Annotated in this window: 25 protein-coding genes; 17 read left to right on the forward strand and 8 right to left on the reverse strand. The window is 58.1% G+C overall.

Annotation, left to right across the window (positions count from 1 at the left end; genetic code table 11):
* Positions 1-157 precede the first annotated feature (157 nt).
* Together AO064_RS29650 and AO064_RS29655 are read left to right on the forward strand one after the other, a co-directional pair.
* Positions 158-616, forward strand: a complete 459-nt coding sequence (locus AO064_RS29650) for an REP-associated tyrosine transposase (RefSeq protein WP_122256146.1) — start codon at positions 158-160, stop codon at positions 614-616.
* A gap of 684 nt (positions 617-1,300) precedes the next feature.
* Positions 1,301-1,609 (forward strand): RcnB family protein, encoded by a 309-nt coding sequence (locus AO064_RS29655; protein ID WP_012723404.1) that lies wholly within the window; start codon positions 1,301-1,303, stop codon positions 1,607-1,609.
* A gap of 118 nt (positions 1,610-1,727) precedes the next feature.
* On the opposite strand, the gene AO064_RS29660 is transcribed toward AO064_RS29655, so the two are convergent.
* Positions 1,728-2,000 (reverse strand): DUF1652 domain-containing protein, encoded by a 273-nt coding sequence (locus AO064_RS29660; protein ID WP_012723405.1) that lies wholly within the window; start codon positions 1,998-2,000, stop codon positions 1,728-1,730.
* A gap of 109 nt (positions 2,001-2,109) precedes the next feature.
* A complete protein-coding gene (locus AO064_RS29665; protein ID WP_064055491.1) occupies positions 2,110-3,600 on the reverse strand; it encodes a helix-turn-helix transcriptional regulator in 1,491 nt (496 codons plus the stop codon).
* A 196-nt stretch (positions 3,601-3,796) separates the two neighbouring features.
* Between AO064_RS29665 and AO064_RS29670 the strand changes: the two genes are divergently transcribed.
* A complete protein-coding gene (locus AO064_RS29670) occupies positions 3,797-4,765 on the forward strand; it encodes a hypothetical protein (protein ID WP_064055492.1) in 969 nt (322 codons plus the stop codon).
* A 111-nt stretch (positions 4,766-4,876) separates the two neighbouring features.
* Positions 4,877-5,497: a transglycosylase SLT domain-containing protein gene (locus AO064_RS29675; protein WP_012723408.1), complete on the forward strand. Its 621-nt coding sequence runs from the start codon at positions 4,877-4,879 to the stop codon at positions 5,495-5,497.
* Positions 5,498-5,549: 52 nt separating this feature from the next.
* Here the strand turns inward: AO064_RS29675 and AO064_RS29680 are convergent, their stop codons facing one another.
* The 3 genes from AO064_RS29680 to AO064_RS29690 form a co-directional block, all read right to left on the reverse strand.
* Entirely contained in the window at positions 5,550-6,722 is a 1,173-nt protein-coding gene (locus AO064_RS29680) for a hypothetical protein (protein ID WP_064055493.1), read from the reverse strand.
* 14 nt (positions 6,723-6,736) lie between these two features.
* Positions 6,737-7,624 (reverse strand): nitrilase family protein, encoded by an 888-nt coding sequence (locus tag AO064_RS29685; RefSeq protein WP_064055494.1) that lies wholly within the window; start codon positions 7,622-7,624, stop codon positions 6,737-6,739.
* A 112-nt stretch (positions 7,625-7,736) separates the two neighbouring features.
* Positions 7,737-9,686, reverse strand: coding sequence for a flavin monoamine oxidase family protein (locus AO064_RS29690; RefSeq protein ID WP_064055495.1), 1,950 nt, complete (start codon positions 9,684-9,686; stop codon positions 7,737-7,739).
* Positions 9,687-10,257: 571 nt separating this feature from the next.
* Here AO064_RS29690 and AO064_RS30545 point away from each other — a divergent pair.
* The 9 genes from AO064_RS30545 to AO064_RS29730 all read left to right on the forward strand — a co-directional run bounded on the left by AO064_RS30545 (position 10,258) and on the right by AO064_RS29730 (position 20,927).
* On the forward strand, positions 10,258-10,443 hold the full coding sequence (locus AO064_RS30545; RefSeq protein ID WP_082894011.1) for a type II toxin-antitoxin system HicA family toxin: 186 nt from the start codon (positions 10,258-10,260) through the stop codon (positions 10,441-10,443).
* A gap of 53 nt (positions 10,444-10,496) precedes the next feature.
* Positions 10,497-10,898 (forward strand): type II toxin-antitoxin system HicB family antitoxin, encoded by a 402-nt coding sequence (locus AO064_RS29695; RefSeq protein ID WP_064055496.1) that lies wholly within the window; start codon positions 10,497-10,499, stop codon positions 10,896-10,898.
* Positions 10,899-10,937: 39 nt separating this feature from the next.
* Positions 10,938-11,282, forward strand: coding sequence for an FKBP-type peptidyl-prolyl cis-trans isomerase (locus AO064_RS29700; protein ID WP_064055497.1), 345 nt, complete (start codon positions 10,938-10,940; stop codon positions 11,280-11,282).
* A gap of 12 nt (positions 11,283-11,294) precedes the next feature.
* A complete protein-coding gene (locus AO064_RS29705) occupies positions 11,295-11,900 on the forward strand; it encodes a GNAT family N-acetyltransferase (RefSeq protein ID WP_064055520.1) in 606 nt (201 codons plus the stop codon).
* A 497-nt stretch (positions 11,901-12,397) separates the two neighbouring features.
* On the forward strand, positions 12,398-15,103 hold the full coding sequence (mgtA, locus tag AO064_RS29710) for a magnesium-translocating P-type ATPase (RefSeq protein WP_046035934.1): 2,706 nt from the start codon (positions 12,398-12,400) through the stop codon (positions 15,101-15,103).
* A 16-nt stretch (positions 15,104-15,119) separates the two neighbouring features.
* A complete protein-coding gene (locus tag AO064_RS29715) occupies positions 15,120-15,836 on the forward strand; it encodes an MgtC/SapB family protein (protein ID WP_012723416.1) in 717 nt (238 codons plus the stop codon).
* Positions 15,837-16,126: 290 nt separating this feature from the next.
* Entirely contained in the window at positions 16,127-16,753 is a 627-nt protein-coding gene (locus tag AO064_RS29720; RefSeq protein ID WP_012723417.1) for a response regulator transcription factor, read from the forward strand.
* A gap of 6 nt (positions 16,754-16,759) precedes the next feature.
* Entirely contained in the window at positions 16,760-20,380 is a 3,621-nt protein-coding gene (locus AO064_RS29725; RefSeq protein WP_064055498.1) for a transporter substrate-binding domain-containing protein, read from the forward strand.
* 124 nt (positions 20,381-20,504) lie between these two features.
* Positions 20,505-20,927 (forward strand): ANTAR domain-containing protein, encoded by a 423-nt coding sequence (locus AO064_RS29730; RefSeq protein WP_064055499.1) that lies wholly within the window; start codon positions 20,505-20,507, stop codon positions 20,925-20,927.
* Here the strand turns inward: AO064_RS29730 and dkgB are convergent.
* Both dkgB and AO064_RS29740 read right to left on the reverse strand, forming a co-directional pair.
* Entirely contained in the window at positions 20,924-21,742 is an 819-nt protein-coding gene (gene dkgB, locus AO064_RS29735) for a 2,5-didehydrogluconate reductase DkgB (protein WP_064055500.1), read from the reverse strand. The two genes, AO064_RS29730 and dkgB, sit on opposite strands and share 4 nt — an antisense overlap.
* 250 nt (positions 21,743-21,992) lie before the next feature.
* Positions 21,993-23,075, reverse strand: coding sequence for a 3-deoxy-7-phosphoheptulonate synthase (locus tag AO064_RS29740; protein WP_064055501.1), 1,083 nt, complete (start codon positions 23,073-23,075; stop codon positions 21,993-21,995).
* A 608-nt stretch (positions 23,076-23,683) separates the two neighbouring features.
* On the opposite strand from AO064_RS29740, the gene AO064_RS29745 reads away from it, so the two are divergent.
* The gene (locus AO064_RS29745) at positions 23,684-24,433 is read left to right on the forward strand and encodes a carbon-nitrogen hydrolase family protein (protein ID WP_064055502.1); all 750 of its coding nucleotides are present in this window, start codon (positions 23,684-23,686) and stop codon (positions 24,431-24,433) included.
* Positions 24,434-24,859, forward strand: coding sequence for a GNAT family N-acetyltransferase (locus AO064_RS29750; protein WP_012723423.1), 426 nt, complete (start codon positions 24,434-24,436; stop codon positions 24,857-24,859).
* 41 nt (positions 24,860-24,900) lie between these two features.
* Here AO064_RS29750 and AO064_RS30550 read toward each other — a convergent pair whose 3' ends face one another.
* Positions 24,901-25,140: a DNA-binding protein gene (locus tag AO064_RS30550; protein WP_080567175.1), complete on the reverse strand. Its 240-nt coding sequence runs from the start codon at positions 25,138-25,140 to the stop codon at positions 24,901-24,903.
* 82 nt (positions 25,141-25,222) lie between these two features.
* On the opposite strand from AO064_RS30550, the gene AO064_RS29760 reads away from it, so the two are divergent.
* Positions 25,223-25,588: a helix-turn-helix domain-containing protein gene (locus tag AO064_RS29760; RefSeq protein WP_012723425.1), complete on the forward strand. Its 366-nt coding sequence runs from the start codon at positions 25,223-25,225 to the stop codon at positions 25,586-25,588.
* A 152-nt stretch (positions 25,589-25,740) separates the two neighbouring features.
* Positions 25,741-26,382 carry a response regulator transcription factor GacA gene (gacA, locus tag AO064_RS29765; protein WP_003190387.1) on the forward strand — a complete coding sequence of 214 codons (642 nt, stop codon included), beginning with the start codon at positions 25,741-25,743 and terminating at the stop codon, positions 26,380-26,382.

The following is a 26,382-nucleotide window of genomic DNA, read 5'->3' on the forward strand; positions in this document are numbered from 1 at the left end:
CAATGGGGGCTGCAGGATGAGGGGGTTCCTGTGGCGAGGGAGCAAGCTCCCTCGCCACATGGGTGGAAGGAAATATGAGGAAATTGAATTGAGCAGGGAGATGGGTGCGGACTGCTAGGTTGAGTTGATCGGATTATCAATCGCCAGGAGCATTGAGTTGCTTCAGAAGCCCAGCTCTCATTTGTTACGTCGTGGTCGTTACTCAGAAACAGGTCGTGCCTACTTGGTGACCGCGGTGGTTTATCAACGGCGGCCCGTATTTACCCACTTTTACCTGGGGCGGTTGCTGGTTGCAGAACTCAAGCAGGCCCATGACCTCGGCCTGGTTGAATCACTCGCATGGGTCATCATGCCGGATCATTTCCATTGGTTGTTTGAATTGCAGGACGCGTCGCTGCCCCAGGTTATGCAGCGGGTGAAATCGAGGAGTACGCTGACGATCAATCGAGCCTGCGGCACACAGGGCGCTTTTTGGCAAAGCGGATACCATGATCGAGCCGCGCGTGCCGAAGAAGACCTTATCCAAATCGCGCGCTACATCATCGGTAATCCCCTGCGAGCAGGCTTGGTGGAGCAAGTGGGCGACTACCCTCTATGGGACGCTACCTGGCTATGAAGGCATGTCACCTGTGGCGAGGGAGCTTGCTCCCGCTGGGCTGCNAAAGCGGCCCCAATTCATACGCCGCGTTCGTTCAGGGAGTACACGGTTTAGCTTTTTGGGGCTGCTGCGCAACCCAGCGGGAGCAAGCTCCCTCGCCACGGGGGTGGTGCGCTACATTGTCGGGAATCCCCTGCGAGCAGGCTTGGTGGGTGACTACCCTCTATGGGACGCTACCTGGCTATGAAGGCATGTCACCTGTGGCGAGGGAGCTTGCTCCCGCTGGGCTGCGAAGCGNNNGCCCCAATTCATACGCCGCGTTCGTTCAGGGAGTACACGGTTCTGCTTTTTGGGGCTGCTGCGCAACCCAGCGGGAGCAAGCTCCCTCTCCACGGGGGTGGTGCGCTACATTGTCGGGAATCCCCTGTGAGCAGGCTTGGTGGGTGACTACTCTCTATGGGACGCTACCTGGTTATGAAGGCATGTCACCTGTGGCGAGGGAGCTTGCTCCCGCTGGGCTGCGAAGCGGCCCCAACTCCTACGCCGCGTCTGTTCAGGGAGTACACGGTTCTGCTTTTTGGGGCTGCTGCGCAACCCAGCGGGAGCAAGCTCCCTCGCCACAGGTGGCGTGTTGCTTGATGGAATGATCGCGCGTGGCAGCGGTCCGAACCTGGGTACGCATCATTCATTGAAGGAGCACCCATGAAATCCAAATCCCTGATCGCTTGCCTGCTGGTCGCCACGAGCCTGTCCACCGCCAGCTTTATCGTGCAGGCCGGTGATACCCCTCAGGAAACCGTGCAACCTTCGAATATCAACGCCCGTGACTTGAAAGAAGGTGATCGCGCGCCGGATATGCTGATGCGCAAGGAATCGGCCGTCAGCGACTGGAAAAAACGCGGTCTCAAGCAGCCTGAAGAAGACAGCCAATGGACGCGGGTAGGCGATAAGTTCGTACTGCTCAAGACCACCAACGGCACCATCCTGGAGATCACCCCCGTCAAGAAGTGACGGTGGTTATCGTAGCGGCTCCGGGTTGAGGTAACCGGCTTCAAAAACCGCGTTACCTTCCCAGCGAAGAAAGCAGGGGGTGCTTACTCCACTAAGAAACTACCCCCGCACGCTGAGCTTATTGTTGCGTCGCTGAAGGCAAATCATCCAGCGTGAGCTTACCCACGTTGTTGCATTGCAATTCGTAGCGCAGCTCTTCCACCATCTTTTCAACTTCTTGCGGGGTCTGCAGCCGGTTCGTGCTGATCCCGGTCACCACCAAGTCCACGCGGCCGGTTTCAGCGTCGTAGACCTTGAGCGTCAGGGACGCATCCCGGCACAACGTGAATTCACATGTCAGCGGCGACAGGCCTTCTTCGATGCAATTTCGCAATTGAGAGAGGGTAAACATGCTGTTTCCTTCAAGGGATAAGTTTCGACCCTTGAAGGTTAAGGACTGGCCCCTGGCGCCATAAGGCGAATTCGCACTAGGTGCACTAGTGCATTTGCACTTAAAGGGTTTACTTTTTAAGACGCAACTCACCCGCAAACAGCCCGCGTTCACGGGCCCAGACGATGGCTGCGCTGCGGCTGTGCACCCCCAGTTTCGAGTACACCGTGGCGACATGATTGCGCACCGTATTGGGCGCCAGTTTCAGCCGCGAGGCGATCTCCTTGTCGGCCAGGCCTTCGCAAATCAAGCCCAGCACATCGCGCTCGCGGGCCGTGAGGTCGGTAAAGCTGATATTGGGTTGGTTGGGACTGTTGACGCTCTTGGCATTGGCCAGTTTTTCGATGAGGGTCTGGCTGAACCAGGAGGCGTCCTGCATCACCTCTTCGATGGCGGCCACCAGTTCCAGTTCCGAGCGTTTGCGTTCGGTGATGTTCATCATCACCAGCAAGTAGCAGGGCACGTCCTGAATGATCACGGTGTCGGCAGAGACCACACAGTCGATCACCTCATTGCCTTTTTTACGCACCTTGAGGTCCTGGCCGTCGAGATTGCCGGCTTTTTCCAGGCTGGTGAACAACTGCGCACCCGCTTGGGGGCTGTCGATGAAGTCGATGTCTTCGACGGACTTGCCGATCAGTTCCTCGCTGGTATAGCCGGTGAGGCTCATGAACGCTTCGTTGATGTCCACCACCTGGCGGTTGGCGGCGCTGCACACCAGGGTGGGCACCGGGGTCAGGCGGAAAGACTTGGCGAAGCGTTCCTCACTCTGGCGCAGGGCGATTTCAGCTTTGCGTCGCGGCTCCAGGTCCATGAAGGAAAACAGCATGCAGTCCTCTTCGTTCATGTCCAGCGGCTGGCCGGCGACGATCACCAGTTTGCTGCCACCTTCGGGCAGTCTCAGTTCGGCCTGCATTTGCGGGATGGTCGCGCCTTCGCCCAGGCGCTGGATGGCCAGGTCCTTGCGTTCGGCCTGTTCCAGTACGTCCAGTTCATACACGGATTTGCCGATGACTTGGTCGCGGTTGTAGCCGGTCATTTCCAGAAAACCCTGGTTCACCTTGATGTAGCGCAGGTCGCTCAAGCGGCAGATCACCGCGGGCGCCGGATTGGCGTTGAAGGTTTTCTCGAACCGCTGCTCGGCACTCGCCCATTCAGTGGCGTCGCTGAGGATCAGCACCAGCAATTCCGGTTCGCCGTGCGAGTCCGTGATGATCAGGCTGCGCAGGCGATGGACCCAGGTCTTATCGGCGTCAGCGATGGGGGTGCATTCGACCACCACATCACTGAACTCTTCGCCTGCGGCTACGCGGGCGAGGGGGTAGTTTTCCAGTAGCACCGGATGATTGTTGCGATAGCGCAGGGCGAAGTGTTCGGCGTAGGCCTGGGTATTGGCACCCAGTGCTGTGACGTCATCAATGCCGTGCATGTTCAGTGCAGCTTCATTGGCCCAGAGGATGGTCTGGTCGACCTCAGCGAGGATGATCCCGTCGGACACACCGGAGATTATTTGCTGCAGTTGGCGACGGTTGGTTTCTTTGGCGAGAACATCCTGGGTCATAGAATCTCCGGGTTTTGGGTGCATGAAAGTACGACACCCGGGTATCAGGATAGTGCAGAGAAAGTGCAGGGAGGGGAGTGCGAATGCACCAGGCCACCTGGTGCATTTGGGCCACGACTGAACGTATGTCGTTTCGCCACACTCACACCCATCAAGGCATTTCGCCTTGCTCCCATAACGTGTGAAGGACCTCTGTATGACCACTGTCTATGAAACCAATCGCTCGCTGTTTCGTGTGTCCTGGAGCTCGGTGCTCGCCGGTAGTGCAATTGCCCTGGTGACCTATCTGGTACTCAGTGTGCTGGGCACGGCCATCGGTGCCAGCGCGGTCAACCCCATGGAAGCCGGTAACCCGCTGAGCGGTTTCGGCACCGGTGCAGGGATCTGGCTGTTCGTCTCCACGCTGGTTGCCATCGGCGTTGGCGCGTTTGTCGCCGGCCGCACGGCACCGGATCGCGGCGGCCTGCACGGCGTGCTGACCTGGACCGTCACCACCTTGCTCACCACCTGGCTGCTGGCTGGCTTGGCCGCCAGTGTCGTCGGCACTGCCGGCAATGTGGTCGGTAAAGGCCTGTCGGCTGCAGGCAGTGGTATCGCCGCGGCGGCGCCAGGCATTGGTGACAGCATCAAGCAACAACTGAACGAGCAGGGTATCCAGTTGGATTGGAACAGCCTGCAAGGCGAACTCGATACCTTGCTCAAGCAGAGCGGCAAGCCTGAACTGGACCCGGCTAACGTCGAGCAGAAGACCGACCAGGCCGCCGCCGATGGCAAACAGTCCGCCACCGCCGCAGCGACCGACCCTGCCCAGGCCGGCGATGCGCTGAAGCAATGGTTCGAGCGCGTCAAAGCCTCCGGTGAGCCTGCGCTGAACGCGGCCGATAAAGAAGCCCTGGTCAACATCGTGGCTGCCCGTACCGGCAAGAGCAAAGAAGAAGCCACGCAGATCGTCGACAACTACGCCCAGGCCTATCAACAGGCCATGCAGAAGGTCGATGAGCTGAAACAACAGGCTGAACAAAAAGCCCGTGAAGCCGCCGAAGTGGCCGCCAAGCAACTGTCGCGCGCTGCCTGGAGCACCTTGGCCATGCTGTTGCTGGGTGCGGCCTTGAGCTTTTTTGTGGGTCGCCTGGCGCTGACCAACCGTCGCGTGCCGTTGGCTTAAACCTTTGGGTCGAGTGGCAAGGACGCCGCTTTACCCGTCACGGTAGCGCTGTACTTGAGTGTGATACGCGTAAACTGGCGGCCTTTTACGCGTATGACACACAGGTGCCCCTTGAGCGCAGGCAAAGCCGTCGGACTGTTACTCCTCTCTTCTCTGTTGGCGGCGTGCGGTACTTCACCGCCACGCAACCCCAACGATCTCTGCAGCATCTTCCGTGAAAAGGACGACTGGTACGACGCCGCCAAAGTCACGCAAAAGCGTTGGGGCGTGCCGATCCAGGTGCCGTTCGCCATCATGTACCAAGAGTCGGGTTTCCATCAGGACGCCTTGGCCCCACGCAAATACCTGCTGTGGATCATCCCCTGGGGCCGCGTCTCTACCGCCGCCGGTTACGCCCAGGCCAAGGATGAAGTGTGGAACGACTACCGCAAAAGCACCGGCCGCAGCGGCGCCAGTCGCCATGACTTCGACGACGCCATCGACTTTGTCGGCTGGTACATGGACAAGACCTACAGCGTCAACGGCGTGTACAAATACGACGCCTACGGCCAGTACCTGAACTACCACGAAGGCTGGGGCGGCTACCGCCAGCGCACCTACGCCAGCAAAGCCTGGTTGCCGCCGGTGGCCAGCAAGGTTCAGGCGCGCTCGCAGATGTATGCGCAGCAATATGCGGGGTGTAAGGATGATTTGGGGCGGGGATTCTGGAGTCGGTTTTGGCGGTGGTTGTGAGAGACCGAAAGCTGTTCCCACGCTGCAGAAGGCGCGCAGCGTGGGAAGGCTCTTACGCTTGAACTAACCAACCTACCAGCGGCACTATCATCAATGTACTCAACGCCATTGAAGTGACATTACCTATATACGGGTGAACGTGTGCGGGCACGCGCGCTGCAATCGCACAGGCCAATGGCGGCGCGATTAGCGCCCCGAGCAGTGCACTCGAAGCAATGACTGTCCAACTACCACCATGGGTCAATACAGCCGCAGGCACGACGGATACCAGTGGCACGTAGGTTGGGTACCAGCCTCGTTTGATCCACTGTTTTCGCCAGATCACGACACCTGACAACGATGTCAGCGCCTGGGCGCCCAGCAACGGCAAGACCAGGCCTGATCCATACGCCGGGCTGACGGGGTTCAGGGCGTATGCCAATAACACGCCTGCCAGCAACCCGAGACTGGCGAGTTCGTTCCCAAAAAACGGCGCTTCGGAAAAGTCTGCCAGTACCCGTCGAAGGCTCCAGGCTATCCCGTAAGTCGGCGGTTTTGCAGGCGCCGGTCTGGCGGGGGCGATGTAATCGGAACGCACCAGCAAGGGCACTCGACGACACAGTACAAACGCTATGACACTGCCGACGGCCATGCCCACCACGTTGCCGATAACCACTGGAAGACCTAGCGGTACGCACACGAAGTTCACGATCAACAAGCACATAGGCGTCACCAGCAATGCGCCCAGCACCGCACCGTTTATCGCAACTTTCCAGCCGCCACCGAACATCAGCACCATCGCCGCCGGTAATGAGACGAACGCCGCGAACGTCGGTTGCCACGTCTGTGCGGTGACGCTCCAGCCCCACAGTAGATTGCTCAGCAGTAGCCCCAACAGTGAACTGGTTATCAGCCAAGGCCACAGTCCCGTTCCGTAGGAAATGGAAAATCCCTGCCAGGTCTTACCGTGCTTGCTCGCCCACCAAGCCAGGTAAGCGCCGCCCAGCAAGCCGAGTGATGCAAGTTCATGCTTGTAGAAGGCTACTTCACTGATATCCCCCAGTATCCACCGTAGCCACGCAACCGGATGGGGCAGGCTCGCGACCATCTCGGCATAGCCCGGCCATGAGCCTTGAGTGCTCAGCGCTACCCAAAGCACCAGCAGTACGCTACTCAACCCCAGCATCAGGACGGTGACGTCCATCCAGGAGCAACCGGATCTCGTTTCGGTAATGAGTGTTTTCATGCTGTGCCCTCCGATCAACGCGGAAGGGCGGGGTGTTGGGAGTAACCGAGCATTTGATCGTAGAGATCATTACGTCGATCACGTTGCAGGTCATTGAGGCTGTTCCAGATCGGAGCACTGCGGGCGCTGGTGACATCAATGTCCGCGAACAGGATTTCCTGGCGATTGGCCGAAGCTACCGCGCCAATCGGCCAGCCGTTGGTGCCGGCAATCAACGAGCATCCGAGGTAGCGCGCTCCACGCTCTTCGCCAATGCGGCTGGCGGCGGCGATAAACACATTATTGACGTGGGCGGCGGTCATCGTCAGGTATGACGCCATGCATTTGCCTGCCTCATCGAATAGCGGCGGTGGCGTCCACACCCAGTTATTCAGGCTGCAAATAATATCGGCACCTTGCTGGCCAAGAATGCGGGGCACCTCCGGGAACCAGATATCCCAACAAATCAGCAAGCCAATACGGCCGATCGACGTTTCAAACACTGGAAAGCCCGTATTGCCAGGTGTGAACCAAAGCTTTTCCAGGTTCCACAAATGCGCTTTGCGGTATTTGCCGATAAACCCGTCAGGACCTAGCAGCACGGCCGTATTGAACAACTGCATACCGTCTATTTCGCACAGGCCAGCCACCAGATAAACCTGATGCCTGCAGGCAAAATCTATCCATGCCTGCACGCTGGTACCGTCTGGAATCAGTTCGGCGTGATCAAAAGCATCCTGGCGACTGCTGAAAAAATACCCGCAATTGGTGAGCTCAGGCAGCACGATCAGGTTGGCTCCGCCGTTTGCGGCTTCGGTTGCCAGTGCAAGACTTTGATGCAAGTTATTGGCTCGGTTATTCATGCCAACCTGTGGATCAAGTTGTATGACCGCTACGCGTGCAGGGCTTGCTGGTTCGCTCATGGAGGTGACCTCTTATTGTTATACAACCGGAAATCGGTTGGGTGTTTATAAGAGGCGAGTAAATGTTTAATTGAAAGTCGGGCGATTCCCGTTGCGTTGTAGTCTCTTTCTTTTACGGTTCGGCTTTGTAGGTGGGATAGTCCTGCATAGTAAAACTTCCGTTGAATGTTGCATGGGTTTTGTTGCAAATGTTTATCACGGTATCCACTGCTCCTCTGAAACAGGGTTCCGTCCAGCCTGCATCGACGGAAAAAGACTCCCCACAGAGGTAAAGGCCTGACGTATGAGAAAAGTTACGATTATATTGCAGTAGTTTCATAGCGTTATAGTAAGTACCTGCACGGTAAAGCTTTGCGCAACCCAGTGAGTTTTTATCGTTCATCCAGCGTTGCACGACCGCTTGTTTACGTCCGATGTAGGGTGATATTTTTTCTTTTATGTTTGTGGCTTTCAACAAGATTCGGTCAAGGTCTTCGATGCATTTGTCTACAAGCTCTTCATCGCTGAACACCGATAACTTTGTGGCATCATCTTCCCACGTATAGCTGAGTAGGATGCAATCATAGGTGTTGGTGTTGTTGTAGCGGTACGTATATACATCATGAACTAAACTGTCTGTCACGAGCGTCTGGGGGATGTTCTTGTTGTGAGAGAGGAACGACTTTTTAAGCGGGGCGTACACTTTACAGCTGGTTTCCCAATGAGCTGTTTTGTAGGCTTCTGTGATCTCGAAGGGGAGCATTTCCTGGCTGAAACCTTCAATGGATATCTGTGTTTCGATCAGCCATGAGGGCAGCGTCATTACGACAGAATCGCAATCGATGAATGCGCTGCTCGATGTTCCTTTTGGGCTGATGCTCCAGTCGTAATAGACGCGTATTTGCCCGTTGTTAAGTTTCTTCAGTTTTGTCACTGCACTGCTGGTCAATAACCCGGACTGACTTTTTATGAGGTGTTCGTACAAGGAATCCTGCGTTTCGCCGGGTTTGATGAAGAGCAGGGACTCGGCCAGCGATCCAAGGCCGATGTAGTTTGGTTTGTTGAACGCAATGCCTCTCGAATCCAACGTCTCGGGAGCATCCAAGTAAGGCGAGGCCATGAGGGTGCCGTCCGCGTTTACGCGGCCGTGGATCAATTGCAGATGACTACTGAACCCGAATATTGCCGTGCGTAGCGGATAAAGCGCGCAGACGTCATAAAACGCTCCCCAACTGCCATCACCAATTCCGATCGCGTAGAAAACAGCCGACTCCTGCGCCGTCATGCCCATGCCACCAAAGTTTCCAGGGTTGCTTTGATTCCAGTTGTCGATACTTGGCATTTTGACCAGGTCGCGAAAGGAAATACCTTCATATGTTCTGACTATCGACGCCCACATGTCCTCCCAATGTTCAGCGCCATAATGTTCGGCGATGATCAGCGTCATGCGTTCGGCGAAGACTTTCCATTTTGCAAAAACGTTGCCCAACGTTTGACCCGGAGGCGGGGTTTTTCCATCGGCGTTTTTCCAGATGAGCATGGTGGGTTCTGTGCTGTTATCGATGCTTCCCTCTCGCAGGTAGATGCCCGTTGAGCGCACTGCAGGGCTACCCGGGTTTGGAAAGTCTGAATGACGTAATTCGAACGCATTGGCGTAATAGGCCATCAGTGATCGCCCCTCTTTAGGGGGCTCGCTTGAGTGGTTGAAGAACGGCATCCTCATTGCCCCCATCTCGAAAGGTGGTCTGCCGACAGTGTTGGTATTGTTGTGCCCAAGGGCGGTAAGGTGCCTGCCGCCAATGCGTGTCGATTTTTCAAGTAAAGTCAGGTTGGTGAAACCGCATCGATACAGTTCGCGTGCGGTTGTTAAGCCTGTAATGCCCGCGCCGATGATGCAGATTTTATGTTGGGTTTCAGTGGCCAGCGCGATGCCATTTACTTGCTCCACCAACGCGCGGTAGTCAAAGCACAAATCAGGCGGGTTGGGGTATGTCGCTCTCCATTTATTCTTGCTGGAGCGCTTTTCTCGATGATGCCGTTGAGCGATGTCGGCAGAGTAGTTGAAGTTGGAACCGATGGTCATTCTGATATTCCCTATTCAGAGTTAATGGGCTCTTCATAGGTTGAACGCGGGCGCTGTTAGCCTGAAATAAGCTGGCGTGACTTTTTGGCGAGGGTAAGTCGTATTCTTTCGTAAGGGCAGTGCCGACGACCAATGGTGAGGGAGTATGCCCCCTCACCCTGATAGCACTGTATTAGCTCGGCTGTATACACGGCAGCGTCCGATCCACCAAAACGCAGGGCCGTGATTTGAGCGGCGCAAGCGGTCGAGATCCTCTCGGAATCGTCCTGCAAGTTAAAGGGAAATGTCGCCGATCTGGCTCCTGTGACCGCTTCAAGATTCTGCGTGGCTGTGCAGAACTCAAGATAGCCGACGCTTATCCGGTCAAATTCCACCCGCCTTTTGTACCCACCGAAACCTGGGCACAAAAACTGACATTAGTTTGCTCGCGTAAGGGAGTTGCACATCGTCATCATCGCGTCACATAAGCCCGCTTGCAGGTAAAGCGGGCCTTTTCATGAGTGTGTCTCGTGTGTACAAATAACGCATTGCCATGCGGCGGTGTGTAATATACACACCTAAGGGTTGGGCGATGAGAAGTCGAGAGCTGATTGACCTGCTGGTTGCGGAGGGTTGGTTTGAGGTGGCAGTTAAAGGCAGTCACCATCAGTTCAAACACCCTGTGAAGCGGGGGCGAATAACCGTCCCTCATCCCAAGTCGGAGATCGCCAAAGGCACTCTGCACAGTATTTTCAAATCAGCCGGTCTCAAATATTGATGCTGCTGAATGAGTTGGACGAGCTCCTGAGGGGCTTGTCTAGAGGAGGAGCAATGAAATTCCCGGTGGTCGTGCACAAAGATGCTGACTCGGATTACAGCGTGACGGTCCCTGACGTGCCGGGTTGTTTCTCGGCGGGAGGGTCTTTTTCCGAAGCACTGGATAATGTCCGCGAGGCATTGGCTTTGCATCTCGAAGGGCTGGTTGCCGATCAGGAACGGCTTCCTCAGGCACTGGAGGTTGATGCGCATTTAAGTAACCCGGATTTCGCCGGTGGCGTTTGGGCGATTGTCGACTTTGATCTCACGCCCTATCTGGGTAAGTCGGTACGGTTCAATGCTTCTTTGCCTGAACACCTGTTGCAACGTATTGATGAGCGTGTGCAAAAGGACCACCGCTATGCATCGCGGTCAGGTTTCTTAGCGACGGCAGCCTTGCGCGAACTCTCTGCTTAAAGCAACACAAGCAAACACTATGTATCCAAAGGGACGCCCATGAGCCACGAAGAACTCCAAATCACCGACCTCCGCCCCGGCACCGGCAAAACCGTGGTCAAGGGCGCGCTGATTACCACCCAATACACCGGCACCCTGGAAGACGGCACGGTGTTCGATTCGTCCTGGGAGCGGGGCAAGCCGTTTCAGTGTGTGATCGGTACCGGGCGTGTGATCAAGGGCTGGGACCAGGGCTTGATGGGCATGCAGGTGGGCGGTGTGCGCAGCTTGTTCGTGCCGGCGCATTTGGCTTATGGCGAGCGGTCGATGGGCGCACATATCAAGCCCAACAGTCATCTGCGCTTTGAGATCGAGTTGTTGGAAGTCCTGACGCGGGACGATTGAGGGCGGATGAACATGGACGTGGATGCGCACCTGTTGCCGGGGGGCTCCGTTGCGGGCATTCGGGTGACTGAGCTGGGCGGTGGGGATGCAGCCGAGTTGCAGCGGTTTTTTGAACGCGCACCGGATTACTTCGTCGCCGTGAATGGCGAGCCGGCCACGCCGACTGAAGCGCATGAGGAGTTGCTGGGGCAGTTGCCGGTAGGGTGGACATGCCGGCGGATGTATTGGCTGGGTTACCGCGATCAGGACAATGAGCTGGTGGCGGTGGTGAACATTGCGGCGGATGTGTTGGCGGTCGGCGTCTGGCATATCGGTCTGTTGCTGGTGGATGCACGGTTGCACGGCACCGGGCTGGCGCACCAGCTGCATGCGGATCTTGAAGCGTGGGTGGTTCGCAATGACGGCCAATGGTTGCGGTTGACGGTGGTCATCGGCAACACCCGTGCTGAACGTTTCTGGCCAAAACTCGGTTATGTGCAGGTGCGTACCCGTGAAGGAATCACGATGGGGCGGCAGGTGAACAGGGTGTCGATTCAGGTCAAGGCATTGGGCGGTGGGCAGGTGGATGATTACCTGGCATTGGTGGCAAGGGACCGACCGGACACCGCGTCACAGTAAATGTACACCCAAGCCTATGGGCGGGAGCTTGCTTCCTCCCACATTTGATCCTCAGTGGGCCCAGGAAAAGGCGTACCTGAACCCTCCCTGAAGAATCTTCTTATTCATCATTCGGAAGCTTTCCTACGGTTTACTCTCCTAGTATCGGGGCGTAAGCTTCGCGCGTTTTCATCAATTGCGGAGACCCTCAGTGGGTACTTGTTCGAGTGACAGTAGTCGGCCGGTTTCGTTGACCGGCATAGACTTGGCAAGGTAACGCGCATTTTCCAGATGCCGTTGTCTCGCCAATAAAGCGAGAAGCGGCATCGCGGCAGTGACCAGTCCTGGCTCCTGTCCGATTCCCTCTCATCGACGCTGACCAGCACCTGATTAACCTCGGGATGCTACGGACGCGCCTGCCTTTTGCGGCGGGCGGGCCAAGCCGGCTGTGCCTTTAAAACGGGCGCGGTGCGCGAGGCGGTACCTGCACGAGTGTTTCCTCGCGCAGGAGTAACACCATGAACTTCACACTGTTGAAAGAGTTCTTCGCCGGCTTCCTGCGGACCCGGCATATCGCCCGGCATTTCCGCCGCTTGGCGATGCTCGACACCGTGGCCGACGCCAGCGTCAGCCGCGAAGTGCCGCCGACCCTGGCGCAAACCCTGGTGATTTCGGCCAACAGCAGTGCCGTGCAATTGCTCGGCACGCTGGGCAGCCACTCCGAAGGCTTGAACACCCAGGAAGCCGACGCCCTGCGCGTGCAATACGGCCTCAACGAAGTCGAGCACGAGCAGCCGCTGCCGTGGTGGGTGCACCTGTGGCATTGCTACAAAAACCCCTTCAACCTGCTGCTGACTTTGCTGGCGGTGATCTCCTGGCTGACCGAGGACATGAAGGCGGCCACGGTGATTTTCTCCATGGTGGTGCTCTCGACACTGCTGCGCTTCTGGCAGGAGGCCAAGTCGAACAAGGCGGCCGACGCCCTCAAGGCCATGGTGAGCAACACGGCGACCGTGCTGCGTCGGGATGAAACCAAGCGCATCGAGCTGCCGATCAAACACTTGGTGCCGGGTGACCTGATCGTGCTGTCGGCCGGTGACATGATCCCCGCCGACTGCCGTGTCATCAGTGCCAAGGACCTGTTCGTAAGCCAGGCGGCGATGACCGGCGAATCGATGCCGGTGGAGAAGTTCGCCCAGCAGCAAGATGCCAACACCCGTAACCCGCTGGACCTGGAAAACATCCTGTTCATGGGCACCAACGTGGTGTCCGGCGCGGCGACGGCGGTGATCCTGACCACCGGCAACAGCACCTATTTCGGTGCGTTGGCCCAGCGCGTCACCGCTACCGACCGCGCGACCACCTCGTTCCAGCAAGGCGTCAACAAGGTCAGTTGGTTGCTCATCCGCTTCATGTTCGTGATGGCGCCACTGGTGCTGTTCATCAACGGGTTCACCAAGGGTGACTGGACTGAAGCGCTGTTGTTCGCGCTGTCGATTGCTGTGGGCCTGACCCCGGAAATGCTGCCGATGATCGTCACCTCGACCCTGGCCAAAGGCGCGGTGTTTCTCTCGCGTAAAAAAGTCATCGTCAAGCGTCTGGACGCAATCCAGAACTTCGGCGCCATGGACGTGCTGTGCACCGACAAGACCGGCACCCTGACCCAGGACAGGATTTTCCTCGCGCGCCATGTGGACGTGTGGGGGGAAGAGTCCGACGACGTGTTGGAAATGGCCTACCTCAACAGCTACTACCAGACGGGCCTGAAAAACCTGTTGGACGTGGCGGTGCTGGAGCATGTGGAGGTGCATCGCGAGCTGAAGGTGGGTACGGCGTTCCAGAAAGTCGATGAGATCCCGTTCGACTTCAATCGTCGCCGCATGTCCGTCGTGGTCGCCGAGCAAGGCCAGCCACACCTGTTGATCTGCAAAGGGGCGGTCGAAGAGATTCTGTCGGTGTGCAACAACGTGCGCCATGGCGACGTCAACGAAGCGCTGACCGATGACCTGCTGGCGCGCATTCGCCAGGTCACCGCCGCGTTCAACGAAGAAGGCCTGCGCGTGGTGGCCGTGGCCGCGCAACCGATGGCGCCTGGGCGCGACACCTACAGCCTGGCGGATGAAAAAAACCTCACGTTGATCGGTTATGTGGCTTTTCTCGACCCACCGAAGGAAAGCACCGCGCCTGCGCTCAAGGCTCTCAAAGCCCACGGCGTCGCCGTGAAAGTGCTGACAGGGGACAACGAACTGGTCACCGCTAAAATCTGCCGCGAAGTGGGCCTGGAGCAACAGGGCCTGCTGATGGGCAATGACATCGAGGACATGACCGACGCCGAGCTGGCCAAGGCCGTGGAAACCACCAATGTGTTCGCCAAGCTGACGCCGTCCCACAAGGAGCGCATCGTGCGCCTGCTCAAGGCTAACGGGCATGTGGTGGGCTTTATGGGGGATGGCATCAACGACGCGCCGGCGCTGCGTACTGCCGATATCGGGATTTCGGTCGACAGTGCGGTGGATATCGCCAAGGAAGCCGCCGACATCATCCTGTTGGAAAAGAGCCTGATGATTCTGGAGGAGGGCGTGCTGGAAGGCCGGCGTACCTTCGCCAACATGCTCAAGTACATCAAGATGACTGCCAGTTCCAACTTCGGCAACGTGTTTTCGGTGCTGGTGGCCAGTGCGTTTATTCCGTTCCTGCCGATGCTGCCGATGCACCTGCTGGTGCAGAACCTGCTGTATGACATTTCGCAGATCGCGATTCCGTTCGATAACGTCGACGCCGAGATGCTCGCCAAGCCGCAACGCTGGCAGCCCGGCGATGTGGGGCGGTTCATGCTGTTTTTCGGGCCGATCAGTTCGATCTTTGACATCACCACGTTCGCGCTCATGTGGTATGTCTTCGATGCCAACACCCCGGATCACCAGACGCTGTTCCAGTCCGGCTGGTTCGTGGTGGGGCTGCTGACCCAGACGCTGATCGTGCACATGATCCGCACCCCGAAAATCCCGTTCCTGCAGAGCCGTGCGGCGATGCCGTTGATGGTGATGACCGGTGTGATCATGGCCGTGGGGATTTTCCTGCCGATGGGGCCGCTGGCGCACTACTTCAAATTGCAGGCGCTGCCGTCGCTGTACTTTGTGTTCCTGCCGGTGATCCTGCTGGCGTACATGGCGCTGACCCAGGCGGTGAAGGGCTACTACATCCGTAAGTTCGGCTGGCAATAAACAGGGAAGATTTTCTATGCAAGCAATCGACAACATCAACCTCAATTCCCTGGTTGATACGCTGGTCAGCCTCACCGCGGCCTTCATCCTCGGTGGTCTGATCGGTTTCGAGCGCCAGTACCGACAGCGCACGGCAGGTCTGCGGACCAACGTGCTGGTGGCGGTGGGCGCGGCGATCTTCGTCGACATGGCCAACCGTCTCGGCGGTGCGGAAGGCGCGGTACGGGTGGTGGCGTATGTGGTCTCGGGCATCGGCTTTCTCGGCGCCGGCGTGATCATGCGCGAAGAAGGCAACGTGCGTGGGCTCAACACGGCCGCCACCCTCTGGGCGTCGGCGGCGGTGGGTGCCTGCGCGGGTGCCGACCTGATCCTGGAAGCGCTGCTGGGCACCCTGTTTGTGCTGGCGGCCAACACCTTGCTGCGGCCGATCGTCAATAACATCAACCGTCAGCCGTTGGACGTGGTGTCGGCGGAGGTCACCAATATCCTGTATGTCATTGCACGGCGTACTCAGCAGAAAGCCGTATTGGCGTTGCTGGAAGCCGAGCTGGCGCGTTGTAACTATCCCGCCAGCGATGTCGACGTGCGCCCCTTCGGCACGGAGGAGGTGGAAATAGAAGCCACCCTGGCCGTGACGTCGGTAGACGGTGACGAACTGGATGCGCTGGTGGCGCGAATTTCGATGTCTACCCTCGTCGTGCAGGCGTTCTGGAGCCCCAGTACTACCGAGTAGTCCCCGGCTGTCAGGCATTGTCCCGTGCTACGCGGGTCATGCTATTGCGAGGAAAAGTCCTACAATAATTCGAGACTATCCCTTCATTTGATAAGACACGCTGTTGTTAAGGTTTCCCGCTTGCGCCTCAGGAACCAGGGCGTGGCTCTATGTGTTTACCGTGTTTTATCAAAAGGAGGGGTCTGTACTGCCTGCAGAGTAATCAGCGCCGTTTGTCGGAACTGTTACTTTTCACAGGTAGATAGGTCCCGCGTGATATGTAAGCGTACTGATCCTCTCGGGGGAGTCTTATGAGCAAAGCTTTAATTGTGGATGATCACCCTTTTATACGCGCCACTGTGAAACATCTGTTGAAACAGGAAGGCTTCGTTGAAATCCTGGAAGCGGGCAACGGTGCCGACGCTATGCAGATTGCGCGGGTGCATCGTCCGGACCTGGTCATCCTCGATCTGGCAATGCCCAAGCTCGGCGGGTTGGAGGTGATCAGCCGGATCAAGGCGCTCGAACTGCCTTGCAAGATCCTGGTACTGACCTCTTATCTTGCGGTGTTCTTCTCCACCCGCTGCATGCGCGCCGGGGCCATGGGCTTTGTGGCCAAGACGGGTGAGCTTGATGAGTTGCAAAAGGCAATCAGGGCGATCCGGTCTGGTTACAGTTGCTTCCCCAGCCTGCCCACCAGTTCAGTCCGCCGCGACGATTTGCAGACCACCGAGCAGGAATTGGTGGACGCACTGTCGGACCGCGAGCTGACCGTGTTGCAAAAGTTGGCGCTGGGCCTGGGCAACAAGGAAATCGCTGAGGACATGCTGTTGAGCCATAAGACTATCAGCACCTACAAGACGCGACTCAAGGAGAAGCTGCGCATGTCATCGGTAGTGCACCTGTCCAAGTTTGCGCAGCGCAACCACCTGATCTGATCTGAAATGACCACCTTTCGGCGGCTGAAACTCACGGCCATCCTGCTGTTGGGGCTGTTGCCCTACTCGGCGATGGCCCTGGACGAACCCCATACCCTGCGGCTCCTCGGCCATTCTTCCCTTGAACACCCCAGTGTTGAGCTTGATGAAAGCGACTGGCGCTGGCTGCGCGAGCGGCGCACGTTAGTGATGGGGGTGTCCGCGCCCGACTACGCCCCTTTCGACTTGAGCAACGATAATGATTTTGAAGGGATCACTGCTGACTATACGTGGCTGATCAGCCTTATTTTAAATGTACCTATCGAGGTTAGGCGCTACGACACCCGCGATGAAGTGATCGAGGCACTCAAGCTGGGCAACGTGGATCTGGTCGGGTCGGCCAACGGTTATGAGGCGGCCGACAAAGCGCTGGTATTGTCCCGTTCCTACGCCAATGATCAACCCGTATTGGTGACCCGCGCGGGGGACAGTCATTCATTGAGCGTCGACCTGGCCGGCAAACGTGTCGCGATGCTCTACCACTATATGCAGCCCGACGCTGTCCAGGCCTTTTATCCCCAGGCGCAATTGTTGTTATATGGCTCGACCCACCAGGCCATCGGTTCCGTAGCGTTCGGCCAGGCCGATGTTTACCTCGGCGATGCCATCAGCACCCGCTACCTGATCAACAAGAATCACCTGAATAACGTGCGCATGGCTGATTTTTCCGCGCTGGAGGTCAACCCGTTCGGGTTCGCTTTCACCGGGGACAATATCCGCCTGTTGAAGATCGTCAATGCCGCGCTGGCTGTCATCCCGGCCGGCCAGCAGATGGAAATTCTGCGGCGCTGGAGTGCGGGCGGCAGCGGCTTCCTGGAGGCTGACCGGTTGCGCTTGAGTGACAGTGAACAGCGCTGGCTGGAAAAGCATCCACGCGTGAAAGTCGCGGCGCTCGACAAGTTTATGCCGCTGTCATTTTTCAATGAGCAAGGGCAGTTCATCGGCTTGAGTGACGAGGTGTTGTCGCGGATCAGCTTGCGCACAGGCTTGAAATTCGAGGTGGTGCAGGGCAGTTCGTTGCCTCGGCAAGTGGACGAGGTCAGCGCTGGCCAAGTGGAGATGATGGCGGTGATCACGCCCAGCGTCGAGCGCTCCGAGAAAGTCCGTTTTACCCGGCCTTACTTGTCCAACCCCTATGTGCTGGTCGCGCGCGCCAGCGATGAGCACCTGCTTACCCTGGAAGACATGCCCGGCAAACGCCTGGCGTTTATCGGCGGCAACAGCCTCGCCGTGCAAGTGGCGCGGGATTATCCTGGAATCGTCTTTGTGGCGGTCGAGAACCCTGAGCAAGCCATGGAGTTGGTCGCCAAAGGCAGTGTCGATGCGACGGTTGTGTCGCTGATCAGTGCCCGTTACATGATCGCGCGCCATTACCGTGATCGCCTGCGTATCACCAGTACGGTGGGTACGGAACCGGCGCGGATTGCGTTCGGCGTCAATCGCAGCCAGCTGGAACTGTATTCAATCCTCGAGAAGGCGCTGTTGAGTATCACGCCCGAGGAAATGGACGAACTGACCAACCATTGGCGCAGTGAGATCATCATCGAGGACAGCTACTGGATCAGCCATCGCAACGTGATTATCCAAGGGTTCGGCCTGGCCGCCGTGCTGTTGTTGGTCACGTTGGGTTGGGTGCTCTACCTGCGTAACCTGATTCACAAGCGTGCCCAGGCCGAACGGGCCTTGAGCGACCAGATGCGGTTTATGAGCGTGCTGATCGACGGCACGCCCCACCCGATTTATGTACGTGACCGCCAGGGCCGCTTGATGGCGTGTAATAACGCTTACCTTGATGTGTTCGGCTTCAAGCTGGAGGACGTGATCGGCAAGACCGTGGTGGAAACCGACACCGGCAACCCGCCCCAGGCCCAATCTTTCCATGCTGACTATTTGAGCTTGATGGAGCGGGGGGAGCCGCAGATTCACGACCGAGTGCTCAAGGTGCCCGGCGGTGGCGTGCTGACGATTTACCAATGGATGCTGCCGTACCGTGATAGCAACGGCAACGTGGTGGGCATGATTGCTGGCTGGGTGGATGTCAGCGAACGCCAGCGCCTGCTGGGCCAGTTGCAGGAAGCCAAGGAGGAGGCCGACGCCGCCAATCGCGCAAAGACCACCTTCCTGGCGACCATGAGTCATGAGATCCGAACGCCCATGAACGCGGTGATCGGCATGATCGAATTGGCTCAGAAGAACGCCGAGCAGGGCCGCGTCGATCAGGATGCCCTCGAAGTGGCATCGATGGCGTCCCGCAGCATGCTGGAGCTGATCGGCGATATCTTGGACATTGCGCGGATCGAAACCGGTCACCTGTCCCTGACCCTGGCACCTGCCAATCTCCATGAAATGTTGGCTTCCGTGGCACGGGTTTTCGAAGGGCTGGCGCGGGATAAGGGGCTGTTGCTGCACGTGGCGCTCGACCCGATGATCGACCGGTCAGTGTTGATCGACCCTATGCGCTTCAAACAAGTGGTGTCCAATCTGCTGGGCAATGCCATCAAGTTTACCGCGACCGGCCAGGTACGCCTGGGCGCCCAGTGCACACCGGCAGTGGCGAGCGACCATCTGAACCTTCGGCTGTATGTGGAGGACACGGGGGTTGGCATCAGTGCCGAGGATCAACAACGTTTGTTCAACCCCTTTATCCAGGGCAGCAATAACGATCAATCAGCACGCAGTGGTTCGGGGTTGGGCTTGGTGATCAGTCGCAATCTGTGCGAGATGATGGGCGGCCAACTGCATTTGAGCAGTGTGCTGGGCAAGGGGACTCGGGTGGATGTGACCCTGGCGCTGGAGTTGGCCACCGCTGCACCGCTTTCCTCATCGGCTCCGCCTGTGCCACCGGCTCATGCATTGAGCCTCCTGGTGGTGGATGACTACCCCGCCAACCGCCTGCTGCTGACTCGACAATTGAGCTTCCTGGGGCATCGCATCGTCACGGCCGAAGATGGCGCCGAGGGGTTCGCACTGTGGCAGGCCGGGCATTTTGATGGCGTGATCACCGATAGCAATATGCCTGTTATGGACGGCTACACGTTGGCCCGTGATATCCGTGCACAAGAGCGTCGGCTCGGCCTGGTTCCGTGCCTGTTGCTGGGGTTCACCGCCAACGCGCAACCGGAGGAAACTGAGCGCTGCAGGCAGGCGGGCATGGATGGTTGTCTATTCAAACCGACCGGTCTTGATGATTTGCGTGTGGCGCTGGCATCGCGCACTGCCAGTGCCGCCGTGGAGGACGCCGAACCGACGTTTGATTTGAGCGCATTGGTCATGCTGACGGGGGGCGACGGTGCCGTGCTTGATGAGTTGCTGCTGCCATTGCTCAATAGTCTCGCAGAGGACCGCCTGTTGCTGCCGGCGCTGCAACAGCACGCGGATTTCGCCAAGCTGCATGACCTGGCTCATCGTATAAAAGGCGGTGCGCGGATGGTCAGGGCCCAGGTGTTGGTCACCGGTTGCGAAACCTTGGAGGAGGCGTGTCAAAGGCGTGACCGTGATGCATTGTCGGCTGCGGTGGAGGCAGTAGGCATGGCCGTCGATGGCTTGCATCAGAGCCTGAGCCTGCACCTGCACAGCAAGCACGCCTGATAGCCATTCGGTGGATTTGGGACAACTCCTACATTGAACGGGAATAAGCCTGATTTTGTCGTCAGTGTATGTCTGGAAAATGGGCCTCGCTCACTGACGAGCGATGCCTGCCCAGGGATTAGCCATGCCGAACAAAGCACTGACCATCCTGATTGCCGATGAACAACACCTGCAGCGCTTGTACATCGAGAAAATGCTTAACCAGTTGGGGTACCACCGGATCGTACCGGTGCAAACCTTTGAAGAGGTCCAACTCCTCACCGCCATCCCGGCACAGCCCTTTGATGTGCTGATCATCAACGCTGGGCTCGCGATCAACACGTGCGAGCCTCAACCCCAGGCGCATCACGTGCTGGTCTACGATCACCTGGACCTGGGAACAACTCCCGACGCGACGCCGACGGTGCTGGTCCGGTTGCCCGGTGTGCCGGACAGCGTCAACCTCGAACACTTCATGGACATTATCGACCCTCCCGCGTCCAGCACCGGCCTGCGTGTGCTGCCCTGGCTGCGGGAATTATCCCGCAGGCCTGCGGCAGGGGTTTAGTCCCATTGTGGGGCGATACCCTTGGGGCTGGTCAGGCGATGGCCGCGTTCCAACTCGGCAATCTGCGCCATGTCGGCAGCATTCAAGGTCAGTTGCAGGGCCTTGAGGTTGCTTTCCAGGTTGGCGCGTTTGGTCGATGACGGGATGACCGCATAGCCCAGTTGCATCGCCCAAGCCAGCGCCACTTGCGCGGGAGTAGCCTGATGGCGTTCGGCGATTTGCTCGATCACTGGGTCTTTGAGCACTTCGCCGTAGGCCAGGGTCATGTAGGACGTGATCTGGATACCGTTGGCGGTGGCGAAGTCCACGACCTTGCGGTTTTGCAGGTAGGGATGCAGTTCGATCTGGTTGGTGGCGATGTTCTCCGCGCCAACGGCTGCAATCGCTTGCTTCATCAAGTCGACGGTGAAGTTGGAGATGCCGATCTGGCGGGTCAGGCCCAGGCGTTTGGCTTCCAGCAACTGGCCCATAAACTCGGCGACAGGCACCTGATTTTCGGGTGAAGGCCAGTGAATCAAGGTGAGGTCCAGATAGTCGGTTTTCAGTTTGCGCAGGCTTTCACGCAGGCTCGGAATCAACTGGCCTTCGGCGAAGTTAGCGATCCAGATTTTGCTGGTGATAAATAGCTCATCGCGCGGCACGCCACTGTCGGCGATGGCTTGGCCGACGTCTGCTTCATTTTCGTAGATCTGCGCGGTGTCGATCACGCGGTAGCCCAGTTCCAGGCCGGCGGCGACGGAATCGATCACCACCTGACCTTGCAGACGGAAGGTGCCAAGGCCGAAGGCCGGAACGTTTTGCGTAGCGATAGACATCAGTAACTCCTGAAGGGGGGTAGACAATGGAGTCGAGTATCCGCCCGTCGTTCCTTCGGAAAAACCGCCGAATCCGAAAAGGACTCTTTACCGCAGGTCACGAATAGTTTGAACGCTGCGCCAACTTACTGAGCCGAACACTGAGCAAATGTGGGAGCTGGCTTGCCTGCGATGGGGCGTGGCAGGCTACAACTCTGTCGCTGATATACCGCTATCGCAGGCAAGCCAGCCCCCACATTTTTGATCTTCATCAGTCAATGATGGTGTGCTGTTGGCGCAACCGCTCAGCCGCGTTGCGCAACAACTGCTCGGTGCCGCTCCAGCCCAGGCAGCCGTCTGTCACCGACACGCCGTATTTCATCGACGCGCTCAACGGTTGGCAGCCTTCGAACAGGTGGCTTTCGAGCATCATGCCGATCAGCGAGGTGTCGCCTTGCAGGCGCTGTTCCAGCACGTCGTTGAATACCGCCGGTTGACGCAGCGGGTCCTTGCCACTGTTGGCGTGGCTGCAATCGACCATGAGCCTCGCCGTCACCTTTGACTTGGCCAAATCTTGCTTCACCTGTGCCACATTCTGCGCATCGTAGTTCGGCCCTCGGTGGCCGCCGCGCAGCACTAGGTGGGTGTCGGGGTTGCCGGGGGTCTGAATGATCGCCGGGTGGCCCTGGCTGTCGACACCGAAGTGGCGGTGCGGATGGGAGGCCGAGCGCATGGCGTCACACGCAATCGCAACGCCGCCGTCGGTGCCGTTCTTGAAGCCTACGGGCATGCCCAGGCCGCTGGCCATTTCGCGGTGGATCTGCGATTCGGTGGTGCGCGCGCCAATCGCGACCCAAGTGAGCAGGTCATCGAAGTAGCCGGCGGCCATGGGTTGCAGCAGTTCGGTGGCGACCGGCAAGCCCAGGCGTAGCATTTCGCGCATCAGTTGGCGGGACAGGGTGAGGCCGGCGGCCATGTCATCACTGCCGTCCAGGTGCGGGTCGTAAGCCAAGCCTTTCCAGCCGACGGTGGTGCGCGGTTTTTCGACGTAGGCACGGATCACCAGCAGCATCTGGTCGCTGACGTCCAGCGCGAGCTTCTTGAGGTTGCGTGCGTATTCCATGGCCGACTCAGGGTCATGGATCGAGCACGGGCCGACGATCACCAGCAAACGTGAATCTTCGCCATTGAGGATGGCGCGCACGGCTTGGCGATGGGCGTGGACTTGCTCGTTGAGGAACGGGCTGAGAGGCAATTGGTGCTTGAGCTCAAGAGAGCTGGGCAGGCGCTGGGTCAGGGCTTCATTGGCGCTGGTCAGGGCAGAGACGGGCAAAGCGGAGGTGGCAGAGTTCATATTCAAGGCTTCCTGGGCAAGCGGCGGGCTGTTCCCGCGCGCTGGCCCTACTGGGGTGTTCGACAATTGGCCGTATTGGCTACGTGTGTTGGCTTGCCACCAATAGGTGACCGATCGGAGGCGGCAGGCTGTCCCGAGCGGAGCTGGCTAAATCGCCATGCGGTGGAAGTGTCGTAGCGGTAATAAGTGGCGTAGTTCATGTCGTGTGTCCTTTAAGTGTTCTGCGAAATATAGAGGGGCCTGAAAAAACAAAACCCCCGGTCGGGGAGCCGACCGGGGGTTAGATTTCTTTGGTAGGCGACCCCTTGAGTAGTGGCCGCCGATTTCAGGTATCAGGCGAGCCAGTGGCTAAACCAATACCCAAAATAAAAACTTACCGGTGCGCTCGAACCGCTCACACGGTTAGCCGATACCAAGCGCTGGGCGCTGGCAGCAGGGCAAACCTGAGTGTGGGTAAGTGGCAACATGGTGAGTCTCCAAATGATGGGGCGAGCTTACTAGAGGCGGGCAGGAGGACTCAATCATTAATTTCTATTGCACGTGGATACCAACGGCTATAGGTCGAGATATGCTGATCCCACTTTGATACCGATTGCTTGGACGCGACCATGACTGCTTTGACCCTTGCTGCTGCTCAATCCATTTCCATCGCCGGAGACCTTACTGCCAATATCGAACGGCACTTGACGTTCATGGGCGCGGCTGCCCGGCACGGCGTGCAATGGCTGGTGTTTCCGGAGCTGTCGCTGACCGGGTATGAACCTTCGTTGGCGGCCGGGTTGGCGATTGCGCCAAACGACCCTGTCTTGGCGCCGCTGCGGGAGATGGCCCAGGCGCTGCGGCTGACAGCAGTGGTAGGGATGCCCATCCGCCTGGCGCCACAGGCCGGTGTGTTGATCGGCGCGCTGGTGTTGGGGGCGGATGGCTCAATGGCGGTCTACACCAAACAGCATTTGCATCCTGGCGAAGAACGGGCATTTGTCGCAGGGCAGGGCGGTGCGCCCCTCGAATGGCGGAGCGAGCGTATCGCGTTGGCGGTGTGCGCGGACTTCTCCCATGCCAGCCATCCGCGCCTGGCGGCTGAGGCGGGAGCCACGGTATACGCCGCCGGCGTGTTGATCAGCGAAGGTGGCTATGCCACTGACAGCGCGTTGCTCCAGGGCTATGCGGCCGAACATGGCTTGCTGGTGCTGATGGCCAACCATGGTGGCCCGTCGGGTGGCTATGTGTGCGCCGGCCGCAGCGCGATCTGGGCGGTTGATGGCAGCTTACTGGCCGCGGCGCCCGGTATTGGCGATGCGCTGGTGATTGCCCGTCGCGATGGCGGGCCATGGACTGGCCAAGTGGTAGCCGTCTGAATGGCGTTCAATCTGCGTGCGGCAACAGACCAGGACCTTCCCTTTGCTCGAAGCCTGACCTTTGCGGCCATGAGCCGTTATTACCTGCAATACGAGCTGGTGTGGTCCAACCAGGGCTTCGACATCGCTTGGGCCGGGCGTGAGAACTGGCTGATCTGCAACGATGACACCGTGATGGGCTTTATCAGCCTGAGCGCCGATAGGCGGGCACTCTATATCCGTGAGTTGCATATGCTTGAGGCGTATCGCGGGCTTGGTGCGGGCAGTTGGGTGTTGGAACAGATGGCGCTCAAGGCGCAGGCGACGGGTTTATTGCGCTTGACCGTGTTTAAGAACAACCCGGCCAAGAGGCTCTATCAGCGCAGTGGGATGAGCATCGTGGGTGAAGAAGACTGCTTCTGGCGGATGGAGCGTGTTTGCCGTTGAACCTAAACCATGCAGTTGATGCTAATAAGCGCATACTGGCTTCAGGAAACGACTTCCTGAACGTTGTGTTGGCCATCAGCCTCAGCAAGGATGATCCCTTCTTTCATGCCCAAAAGGACCGCCACCTTATGGGCCTCTCCACGCCGTCCCTTTTTACGCCCAGCGAGCACTTGATACGTGGTAGCCGGATCAACGCCGTGCTCACGGGCGAACGCTTGAACTGACTTTCCTTGATGTTCCAGCCAGGCCTTGGCTTGTGCAGCAGTGCGGATTCCGGGCATAGTTCAAAACCGTTCAAGTTTGTTTAACTAAGAGATGAGCGTGTCACCTCTTGGGGTGTGCCAAATAGGATCATACATCCAAATGAGTGGAATCGGTTCGCGTTTGAGGCAAGAAAGAGAGCGGCTTGGCCTGTCGCAAAAAGTATTCGGTGAAATAGGAGGCGTTGAAGCCAACGCACAAGGCAAATATGAAAGTGGAGGGCGTGCGCCCAAGGCCGATTATTTGTCCCGAGTCGCCGCAAAAGGTGTAGATGTACTTTACGTGTTGACCGGAACTGCTACGCCGATTCAGCTGGAAAACCTCAGCGAGATTGAGGAGAAAGTGTTGGGTAATTATCGCGCGATGTTCAAGGAAGACCAAGCGGCGATCCGCCGCTTGACGTCAACCTTGGCCGAACACTCCGTTTCATTTAATGGAAAAGCCAAGCAGCAGCCTCAAGAATCCTGACCTGTTGCCCAGCAAAATAGAGCCGTCCGCCTCTCGGCGGGCGGCCCCCGTGTATTCAAACTCTATATATATGACGCTTGCAGCTAGGTCTGCGCCTTGGTTTTTTGCTAAGGTGTTCAGCAACCTATAAGACCATATCGCGAGGTGTCTGCTTGATTAGGGTGCTAGTAGTCGATGACCATGATCTCGTTCGTACAGGCATTACACGAATGCTGGCTGACATCGATGGCCTGCAAGTAGTCGGCCAGGCCGAGTCAGGGGAAGAGTCCTTGATCAAGGCCCGGGAGTTGAAGCCCGATGTGGTGCTGATGGACGTCAAGATGCCCGGTATCGGCGGTCTCGGCGCCACGACCAAGTTGTTGCGCAGCCATCCGGATATCAAAGTCGTCGTGGTGACGGTGTGTGAAGAAGACCCGTTTCCGACACGCCTGTTGCAGGCCGGAGCGGCCGGTTACCTGACCAAGGGCGCTGGGCTGGCCGAGATGGTGCAAGCCATTCGCCTGGTATTTGCCGGCCAGCGTTACATCAGCCCGCAGATCGCCCAGCAATTGGCCATCAAGTCTTTCCAGCCCACCAGCGACTCGCCGTTCGATGCGTTGTCGGAGCGGGAAATCCAGATCGCCTTGATGATCGTCGGTTGCCAGAAGGTGCAGACGATCTCCGACAAGCTGTGCCTGTCGCCCAAGACCGTCAACACCTACCGCTATCGCATTTTCGAGAAGCTCGCCATCAGCAGTGATGTTGAATTGACCCTGCTCGCAGTGCGCCACGGCATGGTGGACGCCAGCGCCTGA

Source organism: Pseudomonas marginalis (genome assembly GCF_001645105.1).
In the GTDB taxonomy this organism is placed as follows: Bacteria; Pseudomonadota; Gammaproteobacteria; order Pseudomonadales; family Pseudomonadaceae; genus Aquipseudomonas; species Aquipseudomonas petroselini.